23 protein-coding genes are annotated in these 21,270 nt (G+C 44.6%); 13 read left to right on the forward strand and 10 right to left on the reverse strand.

Translation table 11 applies throughout. From position 1 onward, the window contains the following. Positions 1–38 precede the first annotated feature (38 nt). Positions 39–452, reverse strand: coding sequence for a hypothetical protein (locus J4N44_RS11365; RefSeq protein ID WP_005444886.1), 414 nt, complete (start codon positions 450–452; stop codon positions 39–41). Positions 453–591: 139 nt separating this feature from the next. On the opposite strand from J4N44_RS11365, the gene J4N44_RS11370 reads away from it, so the two are divergent. The 8 genes from J4N44_RS11370 (at position 592) to J4N44_RS11405 (ending at position 7,740) form a co-directional block, all read left to right on the forward strand. Continuing rightward, positions 592–1,497: a LysR family transcriptional regulator gene (locus tag J4N44_RS11370; protein WP_059678517.1), complete on the forward strand. Its 906-nt coding sequence runs from the start codon at positions 592–594 to the stop codon at positions 1,495–1,497. A 176-nt stretch (positions 1,498–1,673) separates the two neighbouring features. Continuing rightward, entirely contained in the window at positions 1,674–3,005 is a 1,332-nt protein-coding gene (locus J4N44_RS11375; protein ID WP_252044476.1) for a paraquat-inducible protein A, read from the forward strand. Beyond that, entirely contained in the window at positions 2,998–4,644 is a 1,647-nt protein-coding gene (pqiB, locus tag J4N44_RS11380; RefSeq protein WP_252044477.1) for an intermembrane transport protein PqiB, read from the forward strand. Before J4N44_RS11375 ends, pqiB begins: the two co-directional genes overlap by 8 nt. Further along, on the forward strand, positions 4,644–5,213 hold the full coding sequence (locus tag J4N44_RS11385; RefSeq protein WP_017817865.1) for a PqiC family protein: 570 nt from the start codon (positions 4,644–4,646) through the stop codon (positions 5,211–5,213). The genes pqiB and J4N44_RS11385 overlap by 1 nt, the downstream gene beginning before the upstream one ends. Before the next feature lie 221 nt (positions 5,214–5,434). Beyond that, positions 5,435–6,214 (forward strand): hypothetical protein, encoded by a 780-nt coding sequence (locus J4N44_RS11390; RefSeq protein WP_005444876.1) that lies wholly within the window; start codon positions 5,435–5,437, stop codon positions 6,212–6,214. Positions 6,215–6,298: 84 nt separating this feature from the next. After that, on the forward strand, positions 6,299–6,781 hold the full coding sequence (locus tag J4N44_RS11395) for an SRPBCC domain-containing protein (protein ID WP_009698463.1): 483 nt from the start codon (positions 6,299–6,301) through the stop codon (positions 6,779–6,781). Positions 6,782–6,940: 159 nt separating this feature from the next. Further along, positions 6,941–7,180, forward strand: coding sequence for a hypothetical protein (locus tag J4N44_RS11400; protein WP_114091972.1), 240 nt, complete (start codon positions 6,941–6,943; stop codon positions 7,178–7,180). A gap of 107 nt (positions 7,181–7,287) precedes the next feature. Further along, positions 7,288–7,740: a hypothetical protein gene (locus J4N44_RS11405; RefSeq protein WP_252044478.1), complete on the forward strand. Its 453-nt coding sequence runs from the start codon at positions 7,288–7,290 to the stop codon at positions 7,738–7,740. An 87-nt stretch (positions 7,741–7,827) separates the two neighbouring features. Here J4N44_RS11405 and J4N44_RS11410 read toward each other — a convergent pair whose 3' ends face one another. Continuing rightward, a complete protein-coding gene (locus tag J4N44_RS11410) occupies positions 7,828–8,190 on the reverse strand; it encodes an HMA2 domain-containing protein (RefSeq protein ID WP_230544365.1) in 363 nt (120 codons plus the stop codon). A 140-nt stretch (positions 8,191–8,330) separates the two neighbouring features. On the opposite strand from J4N44_RS11410, the gene J4N44_RS11415 reads away from it, so the two are divergent. The 5 genes from J4N44_RS11415 to J4N44_RS11435 are packed head-to-tail and all read left to right on the forward strand — an operon-like array spanning position 8,331 to position 12,092. Next, positions 8,331–8,663: an HMA2 domain-containing protein gene (locus J4N44_RS11415; RefSeq protein ID WP_005444868.1), complete on the forward strand. Its 333-nt coding sequence runs from the start codon at positions 8,331–8,333 to the stop codon at positions 8,661–8,663. Next, positions 8,660–9,427, forward strand: coding sequence for a YtxH domain-containing protein (locus J4N44_RS11420; RefSeq protein ID WP_009698467.1), 768 nt, complete (start codon positions 8,660–8,662; stop codon positions 9,425–9,427). Before J4N44_RS11415 ends, J4N44_RS11420 begins: the two co-directional genes overlap by 4 nt. Next, on the forward strand, positions 9,420–9,725 hold the full coding sequence (locus J4N44_RS11425) for a magnetosome protein MamC family protein (RefSeq protein WP_005444866.1): 306 nt from the start codon (positions 9,420–9,422) through the stop codon (positions 9,723–9,725). Before J4N44_RS11420 ends, J4N44_RS11425 begins: the two co-directional genes overlap by 8 nt. Next, positions 9,715–10,035 carry a hypothetical protein gene (locus J4N44_RS11430; protein WP_005444865.1) on the forward strand — a complete coding sequence of 107 codons (321 nt, stop codon included), beginning with the start codon at positions 9,715–9,717 and terminating at the stop codon, positions 10,033–10,035. Before J4N44_RS11425 ends, J4N44_RS11430 begins: the two co-directional genes overlap by 11 nt. Then, positions 10,032–12,092 (forward strand): heavy metal translocating P-type ATPase, encoded by a 2,061-nt coding sequence (locus J4N44_RS11435; RefSeq protein ID WP_252044479.1) that lies wholly within the window; start codon positions 10,032–10,034, stop codon positions 12,090–12,092. The genes J4N44_RS11430 and J4N44_RS11435 overlap by 4 nt, the downstream gene beginning before the upstream one ends. A gap of 90 nt (positions 12,093–12,182) precedes the next feature. On the opposite strand, the gene J4N44_RS11440 is transcribed toward J4N44_RS11435, so the two are convergent. The 8 genes from J4N44_RS11440 to sohB all read right to left on the reverse strand — a co-directional run bounded on the left by J4N44_RS11440 (position 12,183) and on the right by sohB (position 21,100). Further along, entirely contained in the window at positions 12,183–14,030 is a 1,848-nt protein-coding gene (locus tag J4N44_RS11440) for an extracellular solute-binding protein (protein ID WP_252044480.1), read from the reverse strand. Between the two features lie 423 nt (positions 14,031–14,453). Beyond that, positions 14,454–15,155: an orotidine-5'-phosphate decarboxylase gene (pyrF, locus tag J4N44_RS11445; RefSeq protein WP_017817860.1), complete on the reverse strand. Its 702-nt coding sequence runs from the start codon at positions 15,153–15,155 to the stop codon at positions 14,454–14,456. Between the two features lie 83 nt (positions 15,156–15,238). Further along, positions 15,239–16,414 (reverse strand): lipopolysaccharide assembly protein LapB, encoded by a 1,176-nt coding sequence (gene lapB, locus J4N44_RS11450; protein ID WP_005444858.1) that lies wholly within the window; start codon positions 16,412–16,414, stop codon positions 15,239–15,241. A gap of 18 nt (positions 16,415–16,432) precedes the next feature. After that, positions 16,433–16,726, reverse strand: coding sequence for a lipopolysaccharide assembly protein LapA domain-containing protein (locus J4N44_RS11455; protein WP_005444857.1), 294 nt, complete (start codon positions 16,724–16,726; stop codon positions 16,433–16,435). Positions 16,727–16,866: 140 nt separating this feature from the next. After that, a complete protein-coding gene (gene ihfB / locus J4N44_RS11460; protein WP_005444856.1) occupies positions 16,867–17,151 on the reverse strand; it encodes an integration host factor subunit beta in 285 nt (94 codons plus the stop codon). Positions 17,152–17,364: 213 nt separating this feature from the next. After that, positions 17,365–19,035: a 30S ribosomal protein S1 gene (gene rpsA, locus J4N44_RS11465; RefSeq protein ID WP_005444855.1), complete on the reverse strand. Its 1,671-nt coding sequence runs from the start codon at positions 19,033–19,035 to the stop codon at positions 17,365–17,367. Positions 19,036–19,145: 110 nt separating this feature from the next. Then, positions 19,146–19,826: a (d)CMP kinase gene (cmk, locus tag J4N44_RS11470; protein ID WP_005444854.1), complete on the reverse strand. Its 681-nt coding sequence runs from the start codon at positions 19,824–19,826 to the stop codon at positions 19,146–19,148. 212 nt (positions 19,827–20,038) lie between these two features. After that, positions 20,039–21,100, reverse strand: coding sequence for a protease SohB (gene sohB / locus J4N44_RS11475; protein ID WP_005444853.1), 1,062 nt, complete (start codon positions 21,098–21,100; stop codon positions 20,039–20,041). Between the last annotated feature and the right edge of the window lie 170 nt (positions 21,101–21,270).

Consider the following 21,270-nt stretch of genomic DNA (forward strand, 5'->3'; position numbering starts at 1 on the left):
AAAATACTGACGGAAAAATACTCGTCAGAAATCACTTGTTATTCACGGAATACACATAGGGTGAGATGGACCCGATACTTATGGATTATCGGTTCTGTCCATTGCCTTTGGTTAGCAAATGCGCAGCAGCGCCACACGGCTAATACGAAGAGACCAATAAACAGCACAACAACCATGGTTTCCAGTTGCTGTTGAGCAAATTGAATCAGTTTTTCAGATAACTCACATTTACCCGTATCGTGCCCACTGTCGGCTCTCTCAATCTTTGTGACATCATTAACTCGCCCCCCATCAACCAACACCGAGGTCGTGTTCGAGTCATATTGCATGGCGCAACTGAACATCAAGCCGGAGTTTTTCAACAGGCACACCACAATCACCCAGCCAATCAAAGCTAGGAGCCATTTCCCTTGATGTTGGGATGCAGCAGATTGTGAAGTAGATGCAAGCATATTCGTTTTGATTGTCAATCGTTGGCGGGAATCATACGCAAGTTTATATAAACCTCAAGTGGTATGAATTTTCTGCGCCGCTCTCATTGGTAGCTAATTATGATAGTCTTATGACTACCATTTCCGTAAATAATTCAACATGCTCAATAAAGTTAATCTTGCTGATATTCGCTCCTTTGTTTTGATTGCTCAACTGGGCAACTTCACCAAAGCGGCAGAAGCCCTTTCAGTATCGCGTTCCCATGTATCTCGCCAAATCAGTGGGCTCGAAGCGCAAATGGGCGTGACTCTACTCACTCGAACTACGCGAACATTGCGTTTGACTCATGCCGGTGAACGTTTTTACCAAGAATGCGAAAAAGCACTGCATGATATCGACCAAGCATTAATTGCCGCTGTCGACGATACTCAAGAAGTTCGAGGGTTGATCCGAGTGAACTGCGTCGGCGGTTATATCGGCGAAGACATCGTCGCTAAATACGTCAATGAATTCATGTTGGAATACCCAGATGTATTTGTGGATTTGGACTTCTCTTCGCCTCGAATTGATTTGATCGAAGACCAGTTCGACGTTGCGATTCGTATGGGGGAACTGGAAGACGCGGGATTCGTTGCGCGTAAGTTGATGATGATCGACATGGTCACACTCGCGAGCCCACGTTACCTTAAAATACATGGCGAACCAGTCGCCCCTAAAGAGCTGGCGAAACACCGTACTCTCACAGGCTCAGTTACGCGTTGGAGCTACCGTAACGTTGCTACACAAACTGAACACAGTGACGTGATAGTGAAAGGTAATTTACGTTGTAAGAATGGTCGCGCTCTTGTGATGGGCGCACTCTACGGTAACGGCATTATTCGCGTACCCTTAAGTTACTGTGACAAAGAAGTAGAGCAAGGCAAGTTGGTCAAAGTGATGCCAGAATGGGAAATCCCATCGGTACCTCTGTCAGCGATTTTCCATCGTGACCGCTACCAGCCTAAACGTCTGCGAACCTTTATTGATTTCATCAAAGCCAAGTTTGAACAAGACGCGAAAGCTTAAAACGAACATTAGAGCGTCTCATCACTCCTCGCCTTCTCTGGATAACGCAACAACCAGTCTCTAAGGCTGGTTTTTGCATTAAACAGGTAAGAAACGTGTAAACAATCCCGCAAAAACAAGCGCATAACGTGAAAAAGGGTTATTCTTAGTTATTAAAAGTACGAAATAATTAATGAATGAGCACCCAACCTAATTCACGTCAATTGATCTCCTGCGAAGAGTGCGGCTTGGTCGTTCGTATTCCTGATATCGAACAAGGTCAAAAAGCACAGTGTCCTCGCTGTGAGCATTCGCTAACTAAAATCAACGCGAAACCGTATCAAAGCGTTCTTGCTGTCTCGGTCGCTTGTTTGATCATGCTAGTTTTGAGTGTCTCTTTCCCATTCATGTCGTTCAGCGTTCAAGGTTTATCTCAAGAAATCACTCTAATGCATGCAGCGAAGATGCTAGCGGAATTTCATAATGCGCTCCTTGGCGCTTTATTACTTGCGACCGTTGTCATCCTTCCCGCGATCTACGTCGGTTTGATTCTTTTCCTTCATCTTGAAGCCTTGAAGTCGCTCAAGCATCCATTGAGTAAAAAACAAATTCGCATGGCGAAGACTCTGTGTCGAATTCTGTTTAGAGTCGAACCTTGGTTGATGGTCGATGTCTTTTTAATTGGCGTGTTAGTGAGCCTAATTAAGATTGCTTCGCTGGCTGAGATAGGCATGGGCAGTTCATTCTGGGCATTCTGTGTATACACAGTTTTGGTGGTGAAGTGTATTTCTATGGTAGATAAGAGCTGGCTATGGGGGCATTTCATCCCATCTATCGAACTACCAAATGTGAAAGAAGGTGACACGCACCATGACAATAATCACATTGGTTGCCACACGTGCCATCAGCTTAACCCTATCGAAGATACTAAACATCAAAAGTGTCTTCGTTGCCATAGCCCAGTTCATAAATACAACCCTGCGAATAACTTACAGAAAGCATGGGCACTGTTGTTTGCCTCTATTATCTTTTACATTCCAGCCAACCTTTATCCAATGATGTATACCGTTAGCCTTGGTCATTCCGAAGGTTCAACCATCATGGAGGGCGTGGTGCTGCTGTGGCAACTAGGCTCCTACCCAATCGCTGCCGTTATTTTCTTTGCTAGTGTCTTCATTCCTATGGCAAAAATGCTCGCCTTAACATGGCTTTATTACAACGCGCAGAAAGCTCAATACTTGCCACCAGAGGAAAGTATCTCGCGTTTAAAAGTGTACCGAATGACCGAGTTTATTGGGCGCTGGTCAATGATTGATATTTTTGTGGTCGCGATTTTGGTTGCGTTAGTACAACTGCAAAACCTAATGGCGATCTACCCTGGTCCTGCTGCCCTTTCATTTGCGGCAGTGGTCATTTTCACCATGCTCTCTGCCATGATTTTTGACTCGCGTTTGTTATGGCAATTACCACAAAACGAAGCGCAGAAGCCAATGACGAATAACTTAACTGAGAAAGCTAAATATGAGTGATGAGAACAAAGCAACCGCTCAAATAAAACCGCAAAAGCAGGTCTCCGCAATTTGGATCATCCCGATCCTTGCACTGGCGATGGGAGCGTGGATGTTGTTTCAATACATCAACAGTACTGGTCCCGAGATCACTCTGAAGCTACCAACAGCAGAAGGCATTGAAGTTGGCAAGACCGAAATCAAGGCACTCAATGTAAAAGTGGGAGTGATCACAGATGTTAAGCTCAGCAAAGATTACGACCACATTATTGCCACGGCACAAATGAACAAAGATGCCGATCGTATGCTGCGTGAGGATTCGATGTTTTGGGTCGTCAAACCGCGTATTGGTCGGGAGGGAGTTTCTGGTTTAGAAACGCTACTTTCCGGTGCTTATATCCAGCTGCAACCAGGCAACTCCAAAGTTGAAAAGGAACACTTTAACGTACTTGACGTTCCACCCGTTGCCTCCCCTGATGCAGAGGGTCTACGCATTGTCTTGACCCACCGCGAAGCAGGCAAACTCGGCGTTGGCGATCCGGTGATTTACAAAGGCTTCACCGTTGGGCGTGTAGAAACCACTAGCTTTGACGTGGATACTCGCCGAGCACTGTACCAACTGTTTATCTTCAAACCATACGACAGCCTTGTGCGCACTAAGACTCATTTTTGGTTAAGTTCAGGTGTTGACTTACAACTGAACGCCGAAGGTTTTGAGGTGAAGTTTGGCTCTCTTGAAAGCTTAATCACTGGAGGGGTTGTCTTTGATACCTTACCTGGCTTAGGAGCGGGAGATGAAGTCAAAGAGGATATGACGCACTTCCGTTTATTCGATGACGTTAAGCAAGTGCGTGAAGGCATGTACGACGACTACATCCAGTTTGTCATGATGTTTGAAGAATCAGTACGTGGTCTTAAACGTAAAGCACCCGTGGAATATCGCGGTCTACGTATCGGTACTGTAATGAAAGTGCCAATGCGTATGCCAACGCCAGACGAAGATTTCTCTGCGAAAAAAATTCCTGTCTTAGTTCGTATTGAACTTGGACGCGTGTACAACGACTTGCCTGCCGACAAGCTACCTCTTTTCAAACAGAAACTGAAAGAAGAGTTTGCTAAAGGGCTTCGTGGAACACTAAAAACCGGCAACCTGCTGACTGGCGCATTGTACATTGATACCGATTTTTATCCTGATGAAGACCCATACGTCCCAAGCGAGTTTGAAGGCTTAGACGTATTCCCGACCAAACAAGGTGGGTTCGCTCAAGTACAACGCCAAGTCAATGACTTCCTGACCAAAATTAATAGCTTACCGATGGAAGAGACGCTTCAATCATTAAATAAAACCCTGAAAACATCAGAGCGCACTCTCGCTTCTGCTGAGCGCGTTGCAAGCAGTGTCGACAAATTGCTTAACCAAGACGATACCAAAGCCATTCCACAAGACATTCGCAAGAGCTTAGAACAGTTGCAGAAAACCTTGGATGGTTATGGTCCGAATTCCACTATGTATAGTGAGATAGAGTCCACATTGAAAGAGTTGGAGCAGGTAATGACGGAGTTCAAGCCCGTTCTTAAGCAACTAAATGAAAAACCAAACTCATTGGTCTTTGGTGAAGATGAAGTGAATGATCCAATTCCTGTTAGAGGGCAAAAATAATGAAACGCGGACTTTTATTGATTTCTGCGCTATTGGCAGGTTGTAGCAGTGCACCAGAAAACACCGGGGCATTGTATGTATTGCCTGAAGCAAGCTCAGCGAAAATCAGTGACACCATGATTACACAACGTCCACAGCTTGTTGTTCGTCCAGCTCAACTAGCAAGCTATCTTGCTGACAGTGGCATTGTGTACCGAACATCTGAGACTAAAATCATTCAAGCAAAACACAACCAGTGGGCGCACAGTATCTCTGAGCAAATTACTCAACGCATGATTGATGATCTACGTGCTAAGCAAAGCCAATACTGGCCGGTAGAAGTGAACAACTTACTCGACCAAAGTGACCAAAGTAAACTTCAGTTATCGCTGAGTAAGTTTAATGGTAGCTATGAAGGAAACGCAGAAATTGAAGGCGAATGGCTTATCATTGATGCGAATGGCAAAGTGAAAAACAGTGCACCTGTAACAATCAAACTGCCTTTACAAGACGAAGGTTATGATGCGCTTGTTGACGCGCTTTCCGCTGGGTTGAATAACCTTACTGATCAAATCGCTGCTCAACTATAAAACTCTCTCGCCCACTCCAATTGAGGAGTGGGCGTTTTCTTCCCCAAATTTCTAATCGCCCTCTTCTCTCAACATCATCCAGAGAAAACACTATTAAGCCATATCTAGCGATACTGTGAGTGAAATAAAGCGTTTCCGTTAGTCGTCGTTTTTGAATTACCCCACTCCATGCCCTACGCTAATCTTTATGCAACTCATTTAATTAAAATATGGACGTTGATATGGTTAAGAAAATCCTGCCGGTTCTTTCTCTGCTCTCTTCTTATCTGATAACACCTTTTGCAATGGCAGACGATACATACTCGTCACCAAGCCATTGGCAGCATAGTGTTGAAATCTACATGCAGGCTCTGAATATTAATGGCGATTCCACAATGGGGAATTTCTCAACTGACCTTGACGTAGATCCTAAGTTCATCATGGATCATCTTGATATTGGTGCGATGGCAAGGCTTGAAGGAGTGTACAAAAATAAATGGGGTTATTACCTCGATTACAGCTTTATGGATCTAAATGGCAGTGCGAATAATCTATCTGGCATTTTACCTAATGTTACTTATCGTGCAGATCTGGACGTCAGACAAGGCGTACTTGAAGCAAAAGTGTTCCAACGAGAAATCCATTCATTTGGCATGATTGATTACATGTTTGGCTTACGTTGGTGGGATAACGACATCAAAGGTAAAGTCTACCGTAACGATAACCGCATTCTCGTAGACAGATTAAACATCAAAGAGGACTGGGTTGATTTCTTAGTGGGCGTGCGTTGGTTAAACAATCTCACTAAAGACTGGCGTTTTCATGCAAGCTTAGACGCTGGTCTTGGAGCAGATACGAACTTTACTTATGCGACACAAATAGGCTTGCGTTATCACATGAACGATTGGTCGGACATTAACCTGGCTTACAAATCGACTTGGGTGGACTATGTCAATAAAGGAACCTTCGAATACGATACTGCCTCTCATGGTTTTCTTATTGGTCTTGGACTATATTTTTAGTCCCCTCAACATAAGGTGCTGCAGCACGCTAACGCAGGATCTTCTAAGCTAGTAATAACCTTCTCACTTAGGCAAAGCTTAATGATGAATAAATCGGAAGTTATCTGGCCAGATTATTACCACCCTAAACATTCTCATATACACGTACGCAGCCAAATCGAGATCCCTGAACCACCAGAAGTTGTTTGGCAACATCTAGTTCGTGCTCCTGAGTGGCCGGCATGGCGTCACTCTAAAACCATGGTTCAGATCTTAAGTGGCGATAGCACGTTATGCAAAAACACCATGTTTCGTTGGAAAACATCTTGGGTTGATTTTCACTGCACAGTAGTCGAATACACCTTGAATCAACGCTTGGCATGGAAAGGCAAAAAAGGAGGTGTTGATATGTACCACGCTTGGGTTTTAGAGCCGACAAAAACAGGTTGCTGTATTACAACGGAAAGTACCCAACGCGGTGGAATGACCTGGCTTACAAAATACTTTGCACCAAAACAGCTAAGAAAGTACCACCTAAAATGGTTAGAAGAGTTGTGCCGCCAATCTCACGGCAATTGCGAGAAATAATGAAAATATACACTCTACTTGCTACTTAATATGCTCAATAAATGCGCTCAGCCTGATCTCAATCATGTTTGAAGCACATCGCTTAAGATACCCTTAGCGAAAACTATAAATCCCCAATCCTATGACCTAATGGTCAATAGATAAGGCGCTTGAGCAGCAATGTCGATTAACATTTCAGATCTAACCACCGCATTAAGCAAGGTGGAGCACATACATAAAGTCCAATTGGAAAATGTGCATCAATTCTTTAAGTCTAACGAAACTTTCTCGGTACAAGCCTTTAGCCAAATTGTGGCAACGGACTCTATTGATGAACGTTTTAAAGCTATCGACAAAGAATTTGCTTTGTTGGGCGAGGCTAAAACTTACCTACTAGAGGCTTCTTACTTAGTTGCTTAGAAACCCAGTCAGCTAAAGTAAAAAATTGCGCTTGCAAACCTTAAATGAGATTTATTTTTAATCGCATTACTGTTAAATTATCGGCAGTTATCGTATGAGGTTTTGCAATGAACGCGAAGAAAGCGCTAAAAAAATTGAAGAAGAAAACCGTAAAAAAAATGGCTTCTTCTTCACATAAACAGCTTAGTGCTTTAAAGAACAACGCATTAGGCAGCCCTGTCACATCAAAATCTCACACTTTCTCTTCACAAAGTGAACTCGTTAATGAGCTGAAAGGCGTCGCAAACCAAGCTGTAATGAGTGCAGCATATGAGCTCGCCGCGCCTCTCAATCCACTGTTATCTTGGTTTAACGATGCTGGTGGTGTCGTTGATTTCACCACTGCGCCTAAAAAACCCTCAGTACCGTTATCAAAACAGTCAGCGAACGATTCAACACCTGCATTTTCAGTTAAATCAGTCGGTCATTTGCCCTTGAAATCACCACCTTGCAAGCGTTGCCCAGCTCTCTCGAATGGCATTTGTAAGTGCGCAGCGAAGAAGTTTAAGCTTAGTGCTTAACGTCACAAGTAAAGCGATAGCCAAACGTACTTGATCAAAAAAGCCCGACTTGATGCCGGGCTTTTTAATGTTCTTTTTCTCAACCGCTTATGCCAAATTCATGATAACTCGACTGACTGATGGACCAACGATACGAGTCAATGCGACCCCTGTTAATCCTTTCACTAGACTCTTTGTTCCGCTCACCATTGCTTTCTCAACAAAAGAAGGCTTTTCGCTGCTTTGCGTCCAATGATGACTTTCTAGAATTTCCATCAAACTGTCACAATCTAGCTCACGACTATCGAAGCTGATCGCTACAGATCCTGCATATTTCTTATGCTTTACTTCACGTACAGCATCAATCTCTTCCAACTGACAAATCAATTCTTCGACCTCTTTGGGGTGATCTTTAATATAGTCAGAACGAACCCTAAGCCTATGATTTGTCTTGTGAATGTAAGTATTCATGCTAGCGCCAATCCAAATGATAACCATTACTGTTTTCAACAGTAGCATTGAAATTGATTAAGCGCAAAGCATTTGTAATTAGTTCGTCACATGATCCTTTTTCTCAATGAATCTGACCTCGCTTACCGTATAATTTTTTTATGAAACAGTACGTCGACCAGGCCTTAAAACTAAGAAAGTGGGTATCGATTGGCCACCATATCCCGGGAAGAGTAAGACTCAAATACAAGCTCGGCATCGTAGCGCATCTTGCCAGTTTCCGAAGTGACGACATCGAGAAAGCCATTTCTTCAATTCCGGCATTCAAAAACTATAAGTTGAATAATGCGACGGGCAGTATCGTCATTGAATACGACCCAACAACAGTCAACCCCAAAGCAATTGACGCGTTGTTTTCGGAGTCAAAAGAGGTTGCTGAACGAGCATGCTACGCGATAGCTGAGCAACTAGACTTAGATGGAGAACGTTCATGAGTGACTCATTGAACAACGCAAATCCATACGAAGCCTACTTCAAGGCCATGATGGAAATGCAAAAGGAAATGGCGAATGCTTACATGGCAAGCATGCAAAACGGTGAAATGCCACCAATGATGATGCCTCATCAAATGGGTATGATGCCGCATTTCCCACATCCTGCATTTTGTCATCCTCACCAAATGCCGCCGGGCATGGGCGCACAATTCCATCCGGGAATGATGCCACCGCCCCCACACTGGCCGCATGCGGGGATGATGCAACACCCACAGCAACCTCAACAACCACCTCAAACCTCTGAAACACCAGAAAGCGATCCATTATTCGAGCAAGCTCAGGCGATGCTAGAAGGCGCTCTCGGTGAAGAAGCAGGCATGTTTAAAGAGATATTAGGAACTTTCGGTATGAACGATAAAGAGTTTTGGAAAGGCGCTATGGTAGGCGCTGCAGCAGCACTTCTATTAAGCAATGAAAATGTGCGCGGCAAACTAATGGGCTTGGTATCAGGTGCTGGCGACATGCTGAAATCTGGTGGTTCAAGCGTAAAAGAAGGCGCCGTAAACACTGCAAGTGCAGTGAAAGAGAACGTGTCGACAGGAAGTGAAATCTTTAAAGAGACTTATGCTGCGGGTAAACAAGGCTTCCAAGAATCTGTAGAGCGTCACAAAGCAGAACCTGCAATCAAAGAAGTTGCCGAAAAAGCACCTAGTGAAGAAAACGAAGGTGAAAACGGTCAACCAGTTATCAAAGAACATGAGTAATTCAGCCAATAAACTCAGTTCTGCCAATCGTGCCATGTTAGTCGGTGCTATCGCAGGTGGCAGCGCGACGATTGCCAGCCAGTGGAAAGAGCATAAAGCGGGCAATATCGACACTAATGAAATGGCTACCAGCGCCGCAAAATCTGCACTTAAGACTGCAGCAATCGCTGGTGCGACAACGTATGTGGCAGAAAAAATGGCCGGTCGCCCTGCACTCTCTATGCTGACAATTCTCAGCGTAGGTGCAGCGGGTCTTTACTTAATGGATCAAGTTTCGGAATCTAAAGATGAACAATAACAACCCATACTACGGTTACCCTTACTACGGCTACCCACAGCAACAAAACCAAGCAGTGGATCCACAACAGCAGGCTGCAGAGCAACCATATAAAAAGCAAAACACAAAAACGCATTTTATGATGGGTATGGCAGCCGGGGCAGCAGTTGCTTACCTATTGACAAACAAAAAGTTTCAGCAAGGTGTTACGACTACTGGTGAGAAAGCTTGGTCCGCAGTCCGTGGTGAAGTAGAAGAGCTTAAAGAACGCTTAGAAGACACACAAGCAGAGCTGGAATACTACCGTAACCTATACAAAGGCGAAGAATGATCTCGATTCAGGTAAAGCATCACTTTCCCGGTCGGATCCGCTTTAAAGCATCAGCATTAAGGCATCACAAAGATGTCGGCACTTGGATTGAAACCAGTTTAATGGCAATCCAAGGCATCAGTGCTGTGCGGGTCAATGAGTCTGCTCAATCTGTTGTTGTCGAATATGACACACAACTGCTACAAGCAAAAACGGTTGAAGAACGTCTAAGCCAACTTGATTTAGCAGAAGCCACTCAAGAAGAAGCAGAACACAAGTTTACGCGTGGCGACATTGCCATGAACGTGATTGGCACTATCGCGGCGGCTTTACTGCCCAACAAATGGGGAGCACTATCAACCGCAACATTGATTGCTCCAACCTTATTTGAAGGGGTCAGCGATCTCAAAGACAAGAACATTTCTGTTGAAGTCTTAGATGCAATTGCTGTTGGTTTATCGGCTTGGCGCGGTGATTACCGTACTGCGATGATGACGCAAAGCTTAATCAGTCTTGGCGAATACATGGAGCAAAAGACCAGTCGCAACAGTGATCAACTACTGGCTGATTTGATGCGTCCTCAGGAATCGATTGTTTGGCGCGTAGACGGAACACAACGCACACAAGTGAACTCAACGGAGCTTGACGTTGGTGATGTCATTGAGCTGGCTCCTGGTGTGTCTATTCCTGTTGATGGCACTATCATCAAAGGGGCAGCACTGATTAACCAATCCTCTTTGACTGGTGAAAATGTACCAGTTCGTCGTGAGGAAAGTGCTGTCGTGTACTCTGGAACTAGCGTGCACGAAGGTACAATTCAAGTTCGCGTCGACAAGGTCGGTAGCGAAGCGACCACCGCAAAAATTGCCAAACTGATTTATGACTCGCTGAGTGAAAAGAGCGAAATTCAGCAGGTTACACAAGACATGGCAAACCGCCGCGTGAAAATTACCTTGGGTATCGGAGCCGCAGTCTTTGCGCTAACTCAGGATATTAACCGCGTCGCGTCTGTATTCCTTGTAGATTACTCCTGTGCGCTAAAACTCAGTACGCCAGTAACCTTCAAATCCATCATGTACCGTGCGGCACAACAAGGGATCTTGTTCAAAGGCGGCAGCGCAATTGAAAAATTGGTAAAAATAGACACCTGTGTGTTTGATAAAACGGGCACGCTCACTCATGGTGATATGCAGGTAACGGATGTGATTCCATTATGCGATTCCAACACGGCTCGTGATTTACTCGCTATTGCAGCGTCTGTCGAAGAACACAGCAACCACCCACTTTCTCAGGCTGTGGTAAACGCGGCAAAACACAATCAACTACCACACATCGAGCACGGTGAAGTGGAATACGTGATTGCCCATGGTCTCAAGAGCACCATGAATGATCATGAGTTGATAATGGGCAGTCGCCACTTCTTAGAAGTGCATGAGAGTGTTGACTTCACACCATTTGAAGATGTGATCAAAAAGTATGAAGCGCAAGGTCGTCACCTTATCTTCATCTCGCATCAAAATGTGTTGATCGGCATGATTGGCTTACGCGATCACTTGCGTGAAGATGCATTAGACACGCTAAATGCACTGCACCAGTTTGGTGTCAAAGAGCTGATCATGATTACTGGTGACAGCCAATTCAAAGCCAACATTCTTGCTGATGAACTGAAACTAGATCGAGTCTTCGCTGAAGCAGTCCCTTCAGAGAAATCAACTATCGTTGAAGCGCTTCAAGCTGAAGGACGCACTGTTATGTTTGTTGGTGACGGCGTAAATGATGCGCCGGCTTTAACCGCAGCTGATGTCGGTGTCGCAATGGGTCGAGGTACTGAACTTGCCCGCCAAGTTGCCGATGTCGTGCTTCTTCGTGATCAGCTATACGGACTGGCAGAAGCGCGTGAGCTTGCCAATATCGCCATGCATGTGATCAACTCTAACATCAAGATCGCAGAATACGTGAATAGCGGAATCATGCTTGCTGCGGCGTTAGGTTGGCTCAATCCAACGATGAGTGCTCTACTCCATAACGGCACAACATTATCTATCCTTGGTCGCTCTGCAGCGCTTAGACATGGATAAATGTATGCTTTAAGAAAAGACTCCTGAAAGCGATGAGAAAAGCCCCGACTCAATCGAGTATCGGGGCTTTTTATTACCTAAGGGAGAGCATTAGTTTGATGAAAGCTTGTAACGATCATCAATGACTGTCACTTCTGGGAACACTTTGCCACTCTTCATCGCTTTCTCTGTTTCTTTCTTCACAGACTTATCAATCCAGAAGTTACCAATATCCATTGGATGGAACATGCTCTCGGTGGATTTGGTCATTGCATCCTTTGGTGTAATCAGCCAGCGCCAATGTGCAACACGAGTATAAGGTACCATGTAACCTGGGACGATCACGTTTGCATCACCAACATACTTCTGGATCTGACGTGACAAGTCATAACGCTTTTGTTGTTCAAACTCGTTGTCATACGCTTCAATTAACTTATCTAGCTCAGGGCTACTGTAGTTCGTATGTGCATTCGTTTGCGGCTTGTTCGCATTCACTGAGTGGAAGTATTCCCAATATGCTGGGATTTCACCTGAGCCCATATTTAGGAATGCCAGTTGGTGCTTTTTCTCTAGGATGTATTTAAACGCAGAGGAGCCATCAACAAGGTTAAGGGTAAACTCAAGACCCGCTAATTTCGCTTGTTCTTTTAGATAAGCAATTCTAGGAGTATGAGAATTGTAACCGTAAGTAATCGCAAAACTTAGGCGCTCGCCTTTGTCATTAACACGAATACCATCCGCCCCTATTTTATCGAAACCCGCTTTCTCGAAATGCTTAACCGCTTCTGCTGGATCAAATTTTGGTGGTGTATTGTTTGGATCATCATACTCACCATGACCAAAGCCTAAACCGTGTGGCTTACGTGAATAGTCACCACGCATGATGTTTTCAATCATGCCATCGTAGTCTGTTGCAGCCATGATGCCTTTACGTACTTCTATATTGCCTAGCATCGGCATTGCTGTGTTCATCCACAGACCACCCGCACCTTGAGGTGATTGGTTGAAGCCCCAATACTTTTGGATATAACCCTTGGTGTAGCCATCGCTGTTTGTTTTGTCGTGCCAAAGGTTAGGTAGCACCATATCAAAGTAATCAAGCTTGCCTTTTTCGAAGTGCTTCATCGCGATGTCTTGGTCACGAATTACAGTGATACGTACTTTGTCTACGTTGTAACGGTTTTTGTAATAACGGTTGTTATAGCCCCACCAATCTTCACCAACGTGCTTAAAGGTAACACTCTTACCCTTTTTGATCTTATCAAGGTAGTAAGGGGCGGCGGTCGGTTCTGCCTTGAAGTTGAACTTACGGACGAAGTTATCTGGCATACCGTCTTTGTTTTCGTCCTTTTCACCCTCAAAGAAGTGTTCTGGACGAGGTTGGAAGCCGTTACTTGGCATATTGATCAAAACCATGAGAGAGTCGTGGCTTTGCGCAACAGAAAGATTAACGCGAATTGTGTATTCATCAATCTTCTCTACGCTCACAATACTGTTTTTAAAGAAGTCGTTGTACCAAGGATCGATGATGTCTTCTGAAGTGTAATACTTCATCATAAATACGTAGTCGTCTGCGGTGATCTTCTCACCATCTGACCATTTAGCGGTTTCATCCAGCTTAAAGTAAACTGTTTTATTATCTTCACCGAACGCCCACTCTTTGGCTAATTGTGGGATCCATTTACCGGTGTTTGGATGGCGCTGTGCCAATTTAGGTGCGCCATCCATAAAGTAGTGACGTAGACCTGAGTTAGCATCAGGACCAACGCTACGAAGAGTCTGTGGAAAGCTCATCATATATGTGCGCAGAGTGCCGCCTCGTACAGCTTCATCAGAAGCGAACAGAGGCTCGTTATTATTCGAAATCCATTCGATGTCAGCAGGTAGCTCCGCAGCATTTAACTGAAAGCTGCTCGCCACTAACATTGCCAATGCCGAGAATGGCAGAGTTTTTATCATTGTTTTCTTCCTTGTCGTATTTGCGCAGTAAGACCAGAAGAACGACAACAAGTGAATCTCGAAGCGACTGTGTTTAATACACAGTAAAGGAAATAATGGGAGCGAATACAAAGTGAAGTCCTGTTCACTTCCGTATAAATATCAGAGAGTTTCACCAGGTCATCCTGACCTTACAACGCAGTGAATGCATCCACTCCATAGTATTCGTTACACATTTGTAACGCAACCCATCCATAACACATGGTTGCACTTTCCGAGTATCACAGCGGTTTATGTTAGCAAAGTGTGAACCTAGCAGTGCCATTAGCCATACAGTCAAGGCAAAACGATATCAATTACAGCTACCTCTATTTTTTCAGTGCAGCAAAAACAAAAAAGGCGAAGCGTTCCCACTTCACCTTTTTCGTTCGGTTCAAATCAACATTACATATTTGCTAAGCTATCGTTGATTGACTTAAGGACCGATGCAGGATCCACAGCCTGAGTAATCGGACGACCAATTACAAGGTAGTCAGAACCCGCTTGGATTGCATCTACTGGCGTCATGATGCGGCGTTGATCACCTTGCTCAGAGCCTGCTGGGCGGATACCTGGAGTGATTAGCTTAAATTCTTTTCCAAGTTCATTTTTAAGTAGAGATGACTCTTGCGCAGAGCACACTACGCCATCAAGACCAGCGTTCTTTGCCAGAGTTGCTAGGCGAATAACCTGCTCTTGAGGAGCGACGTTCAGACCGATTCCAGCAAGATCGCTCTGCTCCATGCTTGTTAACACTGTCACACCAATAAGTAGCGGGCGGTCTTTACCGTAAGGTTCAAGAATTTCACGCGATGCTGTCATCATGCGCTCGCCACCACTTGCGTGTACGTTCACCATCCATACGCCCAGTTCAGCTGCTGCGCGAACCGCTTTTGAACACGTATTCGGGATATCGTGAAACTTCAGATCTAGGAATACAGAGAAACCGCGTTTATGAAGCTCACGTACGAAATCAGGACCAAATAGCGTAAACATTTCTTTGCCTACTTTAAGGCGACATGACGCAGGATCAATTCTGTCTACAAACGCAAGCGCATCAGCTTGGTTATCATAATCCAGTGCGACAATAACTTTTTGGTCGATCATTTCATCTCCTAACTGTTTTTGGTTCTTATTAAATAAAGGTCAAAAAAATGCAGCGGACAGAAACTCTGCCAGCTGCATTAAAATTATTCACCGTCCAATCCTCGGATTGGCTTGATCGTCCCCCACCCTTTACACGATGGACAATGCCAGTAAAGGGAATGAGTGGAGAAACCACATTTCCTGCATCGGTAATGCGGTTTAACTTTTAATTGCTCACCAACCATCGCTTGTAGTGTAGAAAGGCTGTCTTTTGCACGACCATCTTCTGCTTCTGCAATATGGTAGTCAATAAGACGGTAGAAGCCCTTCATGGTTGGGTTTTTCAATAGTTGTTTGGTTAGTAGTTCTTGTGCGGCTCCCACACTCTCATGGTGCGCAACTAACTGTGCCAACATCAATTCAGACGATACACCGGCTTTCTTATCGATACATGCTCGTAAAAATTCCACCAGCTCATCTTCTTGACCAAGGTGGTGATAACACTCGGCAATTGTTGGCAGTACATCACTAATAAAGTCTTTATCTTGCTCAAGCACGCCAGTCAGGTATTTGATGGTGTGTTTGTAGTCTTCTGATTCCAAGTACACGCGACCAAGAGCAATACTCGCACGGACACATTTAGGATCTTCTGAAAGTGCTTTCTTGAAATGTTGAATGGCTTTATTGGTATTGCCATCCGCTTGGTCAAGCATCGCCAGCTCACACCAGAAGTGCGCAATGTTAGCGCGAATACGAGTGCGTTTTTTGCCCATTTTCGCTAACTGGTTTGCGTAGTGAATCGCTTTTTCCCACTCACGGGTTTGTTGGTAAATAGTCACCAACTGTTGAAGGGCACTTTCACGATGGTCTGGCTCATCAACTAGCTGCTCAAAGATCTTCTCGGCACGGTCTAAAAAGCCGGAGGCCATGTAGTCTTTCGCCAGTTGCTGGAGAGCAAGGTTTTTCTGATCCAGAGTCAGACCAGAACGGGAAATCAGGTTTTGGTGGATACGAATTGCACGGTCGACTTCACCACGAGAACGGAAAAGATTACCTAACGCTAGGTGTGTATCTATCGTTTCGTTATCAACTTGGAGCAATTCAATAAAGTGGTCAACCGCCTTATCTGACTGATCAGATAAAAGCAGGTTAAGACCCGTCACGTACTGACGGGATATCTGATGAGATTGCTTCTGCTTGTCTTGCTGAGCGCTGCGATGCCCCATGTACCAGCCATAGGCGGCGGCTATCGGCAATAACAAGAAGAGTAGTTCAAGCATTAAAGTTAAGCCTTATCCTTATGCCTGTTTTGCTACTGCTGGTTTAGCAGGTTTCTCTGCTTCAGCGGGCTCATACTTTTTAAGTTTCTTTTTCAGACGACGAACCTGAAGTTGAGTCTTGAATTGGATGCTAGCAAAGATAACCCATGCCAGAGCAAAGCCAACCACAAAGACCACACCTAGTAGCGTTGATAAGTGGAATTCACCCTTCGCTAAAAGGTAATTGAAAGTCACGATCTCTTGGTTTTGAGAACCTAAAGCCAGTGCAATTAAAAAGAGAGCTAAAACAGCAACGATTTTTATAATTTTCATGTTACATCACCCTTCGAGGAGTAAGTAGGTAAGATTATGCAGTAAAATGTTTCTTCAGACCATGTATATTACCAATAATCTAGTTATAAAAAAGCGGCATACACGAGAGTATGCCGCTTTTTCAAACTAATAAGAGAGCCTTAGCCAACCATATTTACACGTTCACGAAGCTCTTTACCAGGTTTGAAGTGAGGAACGTATTTACCTTCCAACTCCACTTTATCGCCCGTTTTAGGGTTACGACCTACGCGAGGCTCGCGGTAATGAAGAGAAAAACTACCAAAGCCACGGATCTCGATACGGTCACCGCTCTCTAGTGTAGAAGCCATGTGCTCTAAAATATCTTTTACAGCATCTTCTACCTCTTTCGCTGATAAATGTGTTTGCTCAGCGCAGAGTCTTTCAATCAGTTCAGACTTAGTCATAGTTGCCCTCTTTGAGTATCTTTATCACTCATTATAGTAAGTAATACTAATTCCAACAAACACTTGCTATCAATTCTAGACAAATTTTACACAAAATGCGCAATCAAAAAATGTCTTTTTTTAGCATAGTTTATCAACATTAGTATTACTACTCGCAAAGTAGCAAGCATAAAAAAGGAGCCTTGCGGCTCCTTTTTAGCTTAAGCGAGTAAATTATTCGCCTTTAGCAGCTTTGAAAGCGTCAGCCATTGCATTACCAAAAGCAGCTTCGTCTTGCTTGTTGATAGATGCCATTGCTTCTTGCTCTTCAGCTTCATCTTTAGCTTTGATAGATAGGTTGATTACGCGGTTCTTACGGTCAACACCTGTGAACTTCGCTTCAACAACATCACCAGCGCTTAGGATTAGAGAAGCATCTTCTACGCGATCGCGAGATACTTCAGAAGCACGGATGTAGCCTTCAACGCCTTCTGCGATTTCAACTGTAGCGCCTTTAGCGTCAACAGCAGTTACAGTAGCGTTAACTAGAACACCTTTCTTGTTGTCAGCAACGTAAGCATTGAATGGGTCGTTTTCCATTTGCTTGATGCCTAGAGAGATGCGCTCACGCTCAGCGTCTACTGCTAGAACAACTGCAGAGATCTCGTCGCCTTTCTTGTACTCACGTACAGCTTCTTCGCCAGCAACATTCCAAGAAATGTCAGATAGGTGAACTAGACCGTCGATGCCGCCTTCTAGACCGATGAAGATACCGAAGTCAGTGATAGACTTGATCTTACCAGTAACTTTGTCGCCTTTAGCTTGTGCTTCAGCGAATGACTGCCATGGGTTAGCTTTACACTGTTTCAGACCTAGAGAGATACGACGACGTTCTTCGTCGATTTCAAGAACCATAACCTCAACTTCGTCGCCAACATTAACAACTTTAGAAGGGTGGATGTTCTTGTTAGTCCAATCCATTTCAGAAACGTGTACTAGACCTTCAACGCCTTCTTCGATTTCAACGAAGCAGCCGTAGTCAGTTAGGTTAGTTACGCGACCAGTTAGTTTGTGACCTTCTGGGTAACGCTTAGCGATTGCTACCCATGGATCTTCGCCTAGTTGCTTAAGACCTAGTGATACGCGAGTACGCTCACGGTCGAACTTAAGAACTTTAACTTGGATCTCGTCACCAACGTTAACGATTTCAGATGGGTGCTTAACACGCTTCCAAGCCATATCAGTGATATGTAGAAGACCGTCAACGCCACCTAGGTCAACGAACGCACCGTAGTCAGTAAGGTTCTTAACGATACCTTTAACTTCAGAACCTTCTTGTAGAGTTTCTAGAAGCTCGTCACGTTCAACGCTGTTCTCAGATTCGATAACTGCACGACGTGAAACAACTACGTTGTTACGTTTTTGGTCAAGTTTGATAACTTTGAACTCTAGCTCTTTGTTTTCTAGGTGAGCAGTGTCGCGGATTGGACGTACGTCTACTAGAGAGCCAGGAAGGAAAGCACGGATACCGTTTAGTTCAACAGTGAAACCGCCTTTAACTTTACCGTTGATGATACCAACAACAGTTTCAGCTTCTTCGTAAGCTTTCTCAAGAACGATCCAAGCTTCGTGACGCTTAGCTTTCTCACGAGAAAGTTGAGTTTCACCGAAACCATCTTCAACAGCGTCTAGAGCTACGTCTACTTCAGCGCCAACTTCAACTTCAAGTTCGCCAGCAGCGTTCTTGAACTGTTCAGCAGGGATAGCAGATTCAGACTTAAGACCAGCGTCAACAAGAACGAAACCGTTCTCGATAGCTACTACAGTACCTTTAACGATGCTGCCTTGTTGGAATTCTGTTTCGTTTAGAAACTCTTCAAAGAGTTGAGCAAAAGATTCAGTCATTTATTTAATCTTCAATAAATTAAACGTCCACGGGTATCCTACCGCATGGGGTTATTAAATTCGCCAATCATCATCCTTGCGACCGACGCTCTTAGCCTAGCCGAGCGTAATTACTCAGCTAGCTTCGATTCGATATATTGTAGTGCCTTTTCTACCACTTCGTCGATAGTCATCGACGTAGAATCTAGCACAAGCGCATCCTCTGCAGGGCGTAGTGGCGCCACTGGGCGGTTACGATCTCGATCGTCACGCTCTTGGATCTCGCTCAAAAGGTCAGCAAATCTAACATCTAACCCTTTATCTTGCAACTGTTTAAGGCGTCGATTTGCACGCTCTTCTGCGCTCGCATCAAGGAAAATTTTCGCTTGTGCACCCGTGAATACAACCGTACCCATGTCACGACCATCAGCAACAAGACCCGGAGCAGCCTCAAATGCACGCTGACGACGCAATAATGCTTCACGAACGCGTGGCAAAGCTGCCACTTTAGACGCCGCCATCCCAGTTTCTTCTTTACGAAGTTCACCAGAGACGTCTTCGCCTTCTAGAATCACTTTTACTAGGTCACCTTCAGCAACAAACTGCACGTCTAGATGAGTAGCAAGTGGAACAAGCGCATCTTCTGACTCAGTGTCTACGCCGTGGTGAATCGCTGCGAGTGCAAGTACACGATAAATTGCGCCAGAATCAAGAAGATGAAAGCCCAACTTCTTCGCCAGCAACATACATAAAGTGCCTTTACCTGCACCACTAGGTCCATCTACGGTAACAACCGGAGTTTGAGAGGACATGTTCTTCTCCACCTATAATTTCTTTTTCAGCAATTTGCTCGGTTTTCGAGGCGCGTATTATACGGGTAATTGCCTTTTGGAGCGAGTAAAAATGTCGTGTAAAGCATTACACCCAACGCGCACTTGGATTCACGCTATTGAGAAAAGTTCCAATAAAAAACGGCGAGAATTTTCACTCTCGCCGTTTTAAGTTTCACTCGTTATCTTATCGATTAGACAATCGGTTTTTGACCACGCTCTGCAAGTTTAAGCACGACACTGTCTGCCACTTTACCTGCAACACCAGCGAGCTTGTCTGCCAGTTTCTTCTTCTGCACGTAATGCACTGCTAGTACCGTTTTCTCTTTGCATGCAGCGACAACCAGATCGTCGGAAGTGCTGATTTCATCCACCAACCCTAGCTCCTTCGCTTGCGTACCAAACCAGTGCTCACCCGTTGCCACTTTTTCAAGCTCTAGATCTGGGCGACGCTCACGGATGAAGTCTTTAAATAGTACGTGTGTTTCTTCAAGTTCTTGCTTGAACTTATCGCGCGCTTTGTCAGTGTTCTCACCAAACATAGTCAGTGTGCGTTTGTACTCACCAGCCGTTAGCTGCTCGTACTCGATATCGTGCTTTTTCAACAGTTTGTTGAAGTTAGGGATCTGTGCGATAACACCGATAGAACCCACAATCGCAAACGGAGCTGAGACAATCTTGTCTGCCACACACGCCATCATGTAACCGCCACTTGCTGCAACTTTGTCGACAGAAATCGTCAGAGGCAGACCCGCTGCTTTGATTCGGTCAAGTTGAGAAGATGCCAAGCCATAACCATGAACCATGCCACCGCCAGACTCTAGGCGCAGCAAAACCTCATCGCCTTCACGAGCGACAGCTAATACTGCAGTGATCTCTTCACGTAGCGAGCCTACTTCTTTTGCATCAATGCTGCCGTTGAAGTCCAACACGAACAGATGCGGTTCGCGCTTGCTATCGAGAGAACCTTCTTTGCTCGCTTGTTTGATTTCTTTCTCGCGAGATTTGTTCTTCTCTTTCTCTTCTTTCTTGACTGCTTTATCACGAGCTTTGATGAAAGCGTCATCGTGCAGGTGATGCTCCAACTGCTCTACCGCATCTTTATGACGTTCAGAAAGGTTGGTAACTTCCAATTCGCCTTTTGCTGCACCCGACTTACCACTCGCTGATTTTGCGATAATCAACAGCACAATTACTGCTGCAACAACGGTAACAATCTTAGCCAAAAACAGACCGTAATCTAATAAAAATTCCAATGAGAGTTCCTCTATCTCATACCAGTGATAGTCATCAATATGTTACGTAGAAAAATCAGAGAGAAGGCAAGAAAATCAGCAACCTCTTGTTCTGATTGATAGCATTCAAATAACATACCGGACAACCGTTCTGGAATTGGTATAACACATGAATTGGTGTATTGTAACCA

Origin of the sequence: Vibrio sp. SCSIO 43155, assembly GCF_023716605.1 — a bacterium.
GTDB lineage: Bacteria > Pseudomonadota > Gammaproteobacteria > Enterobacterales > Vibrionaceae > Vibrio > Vibrio harveyi.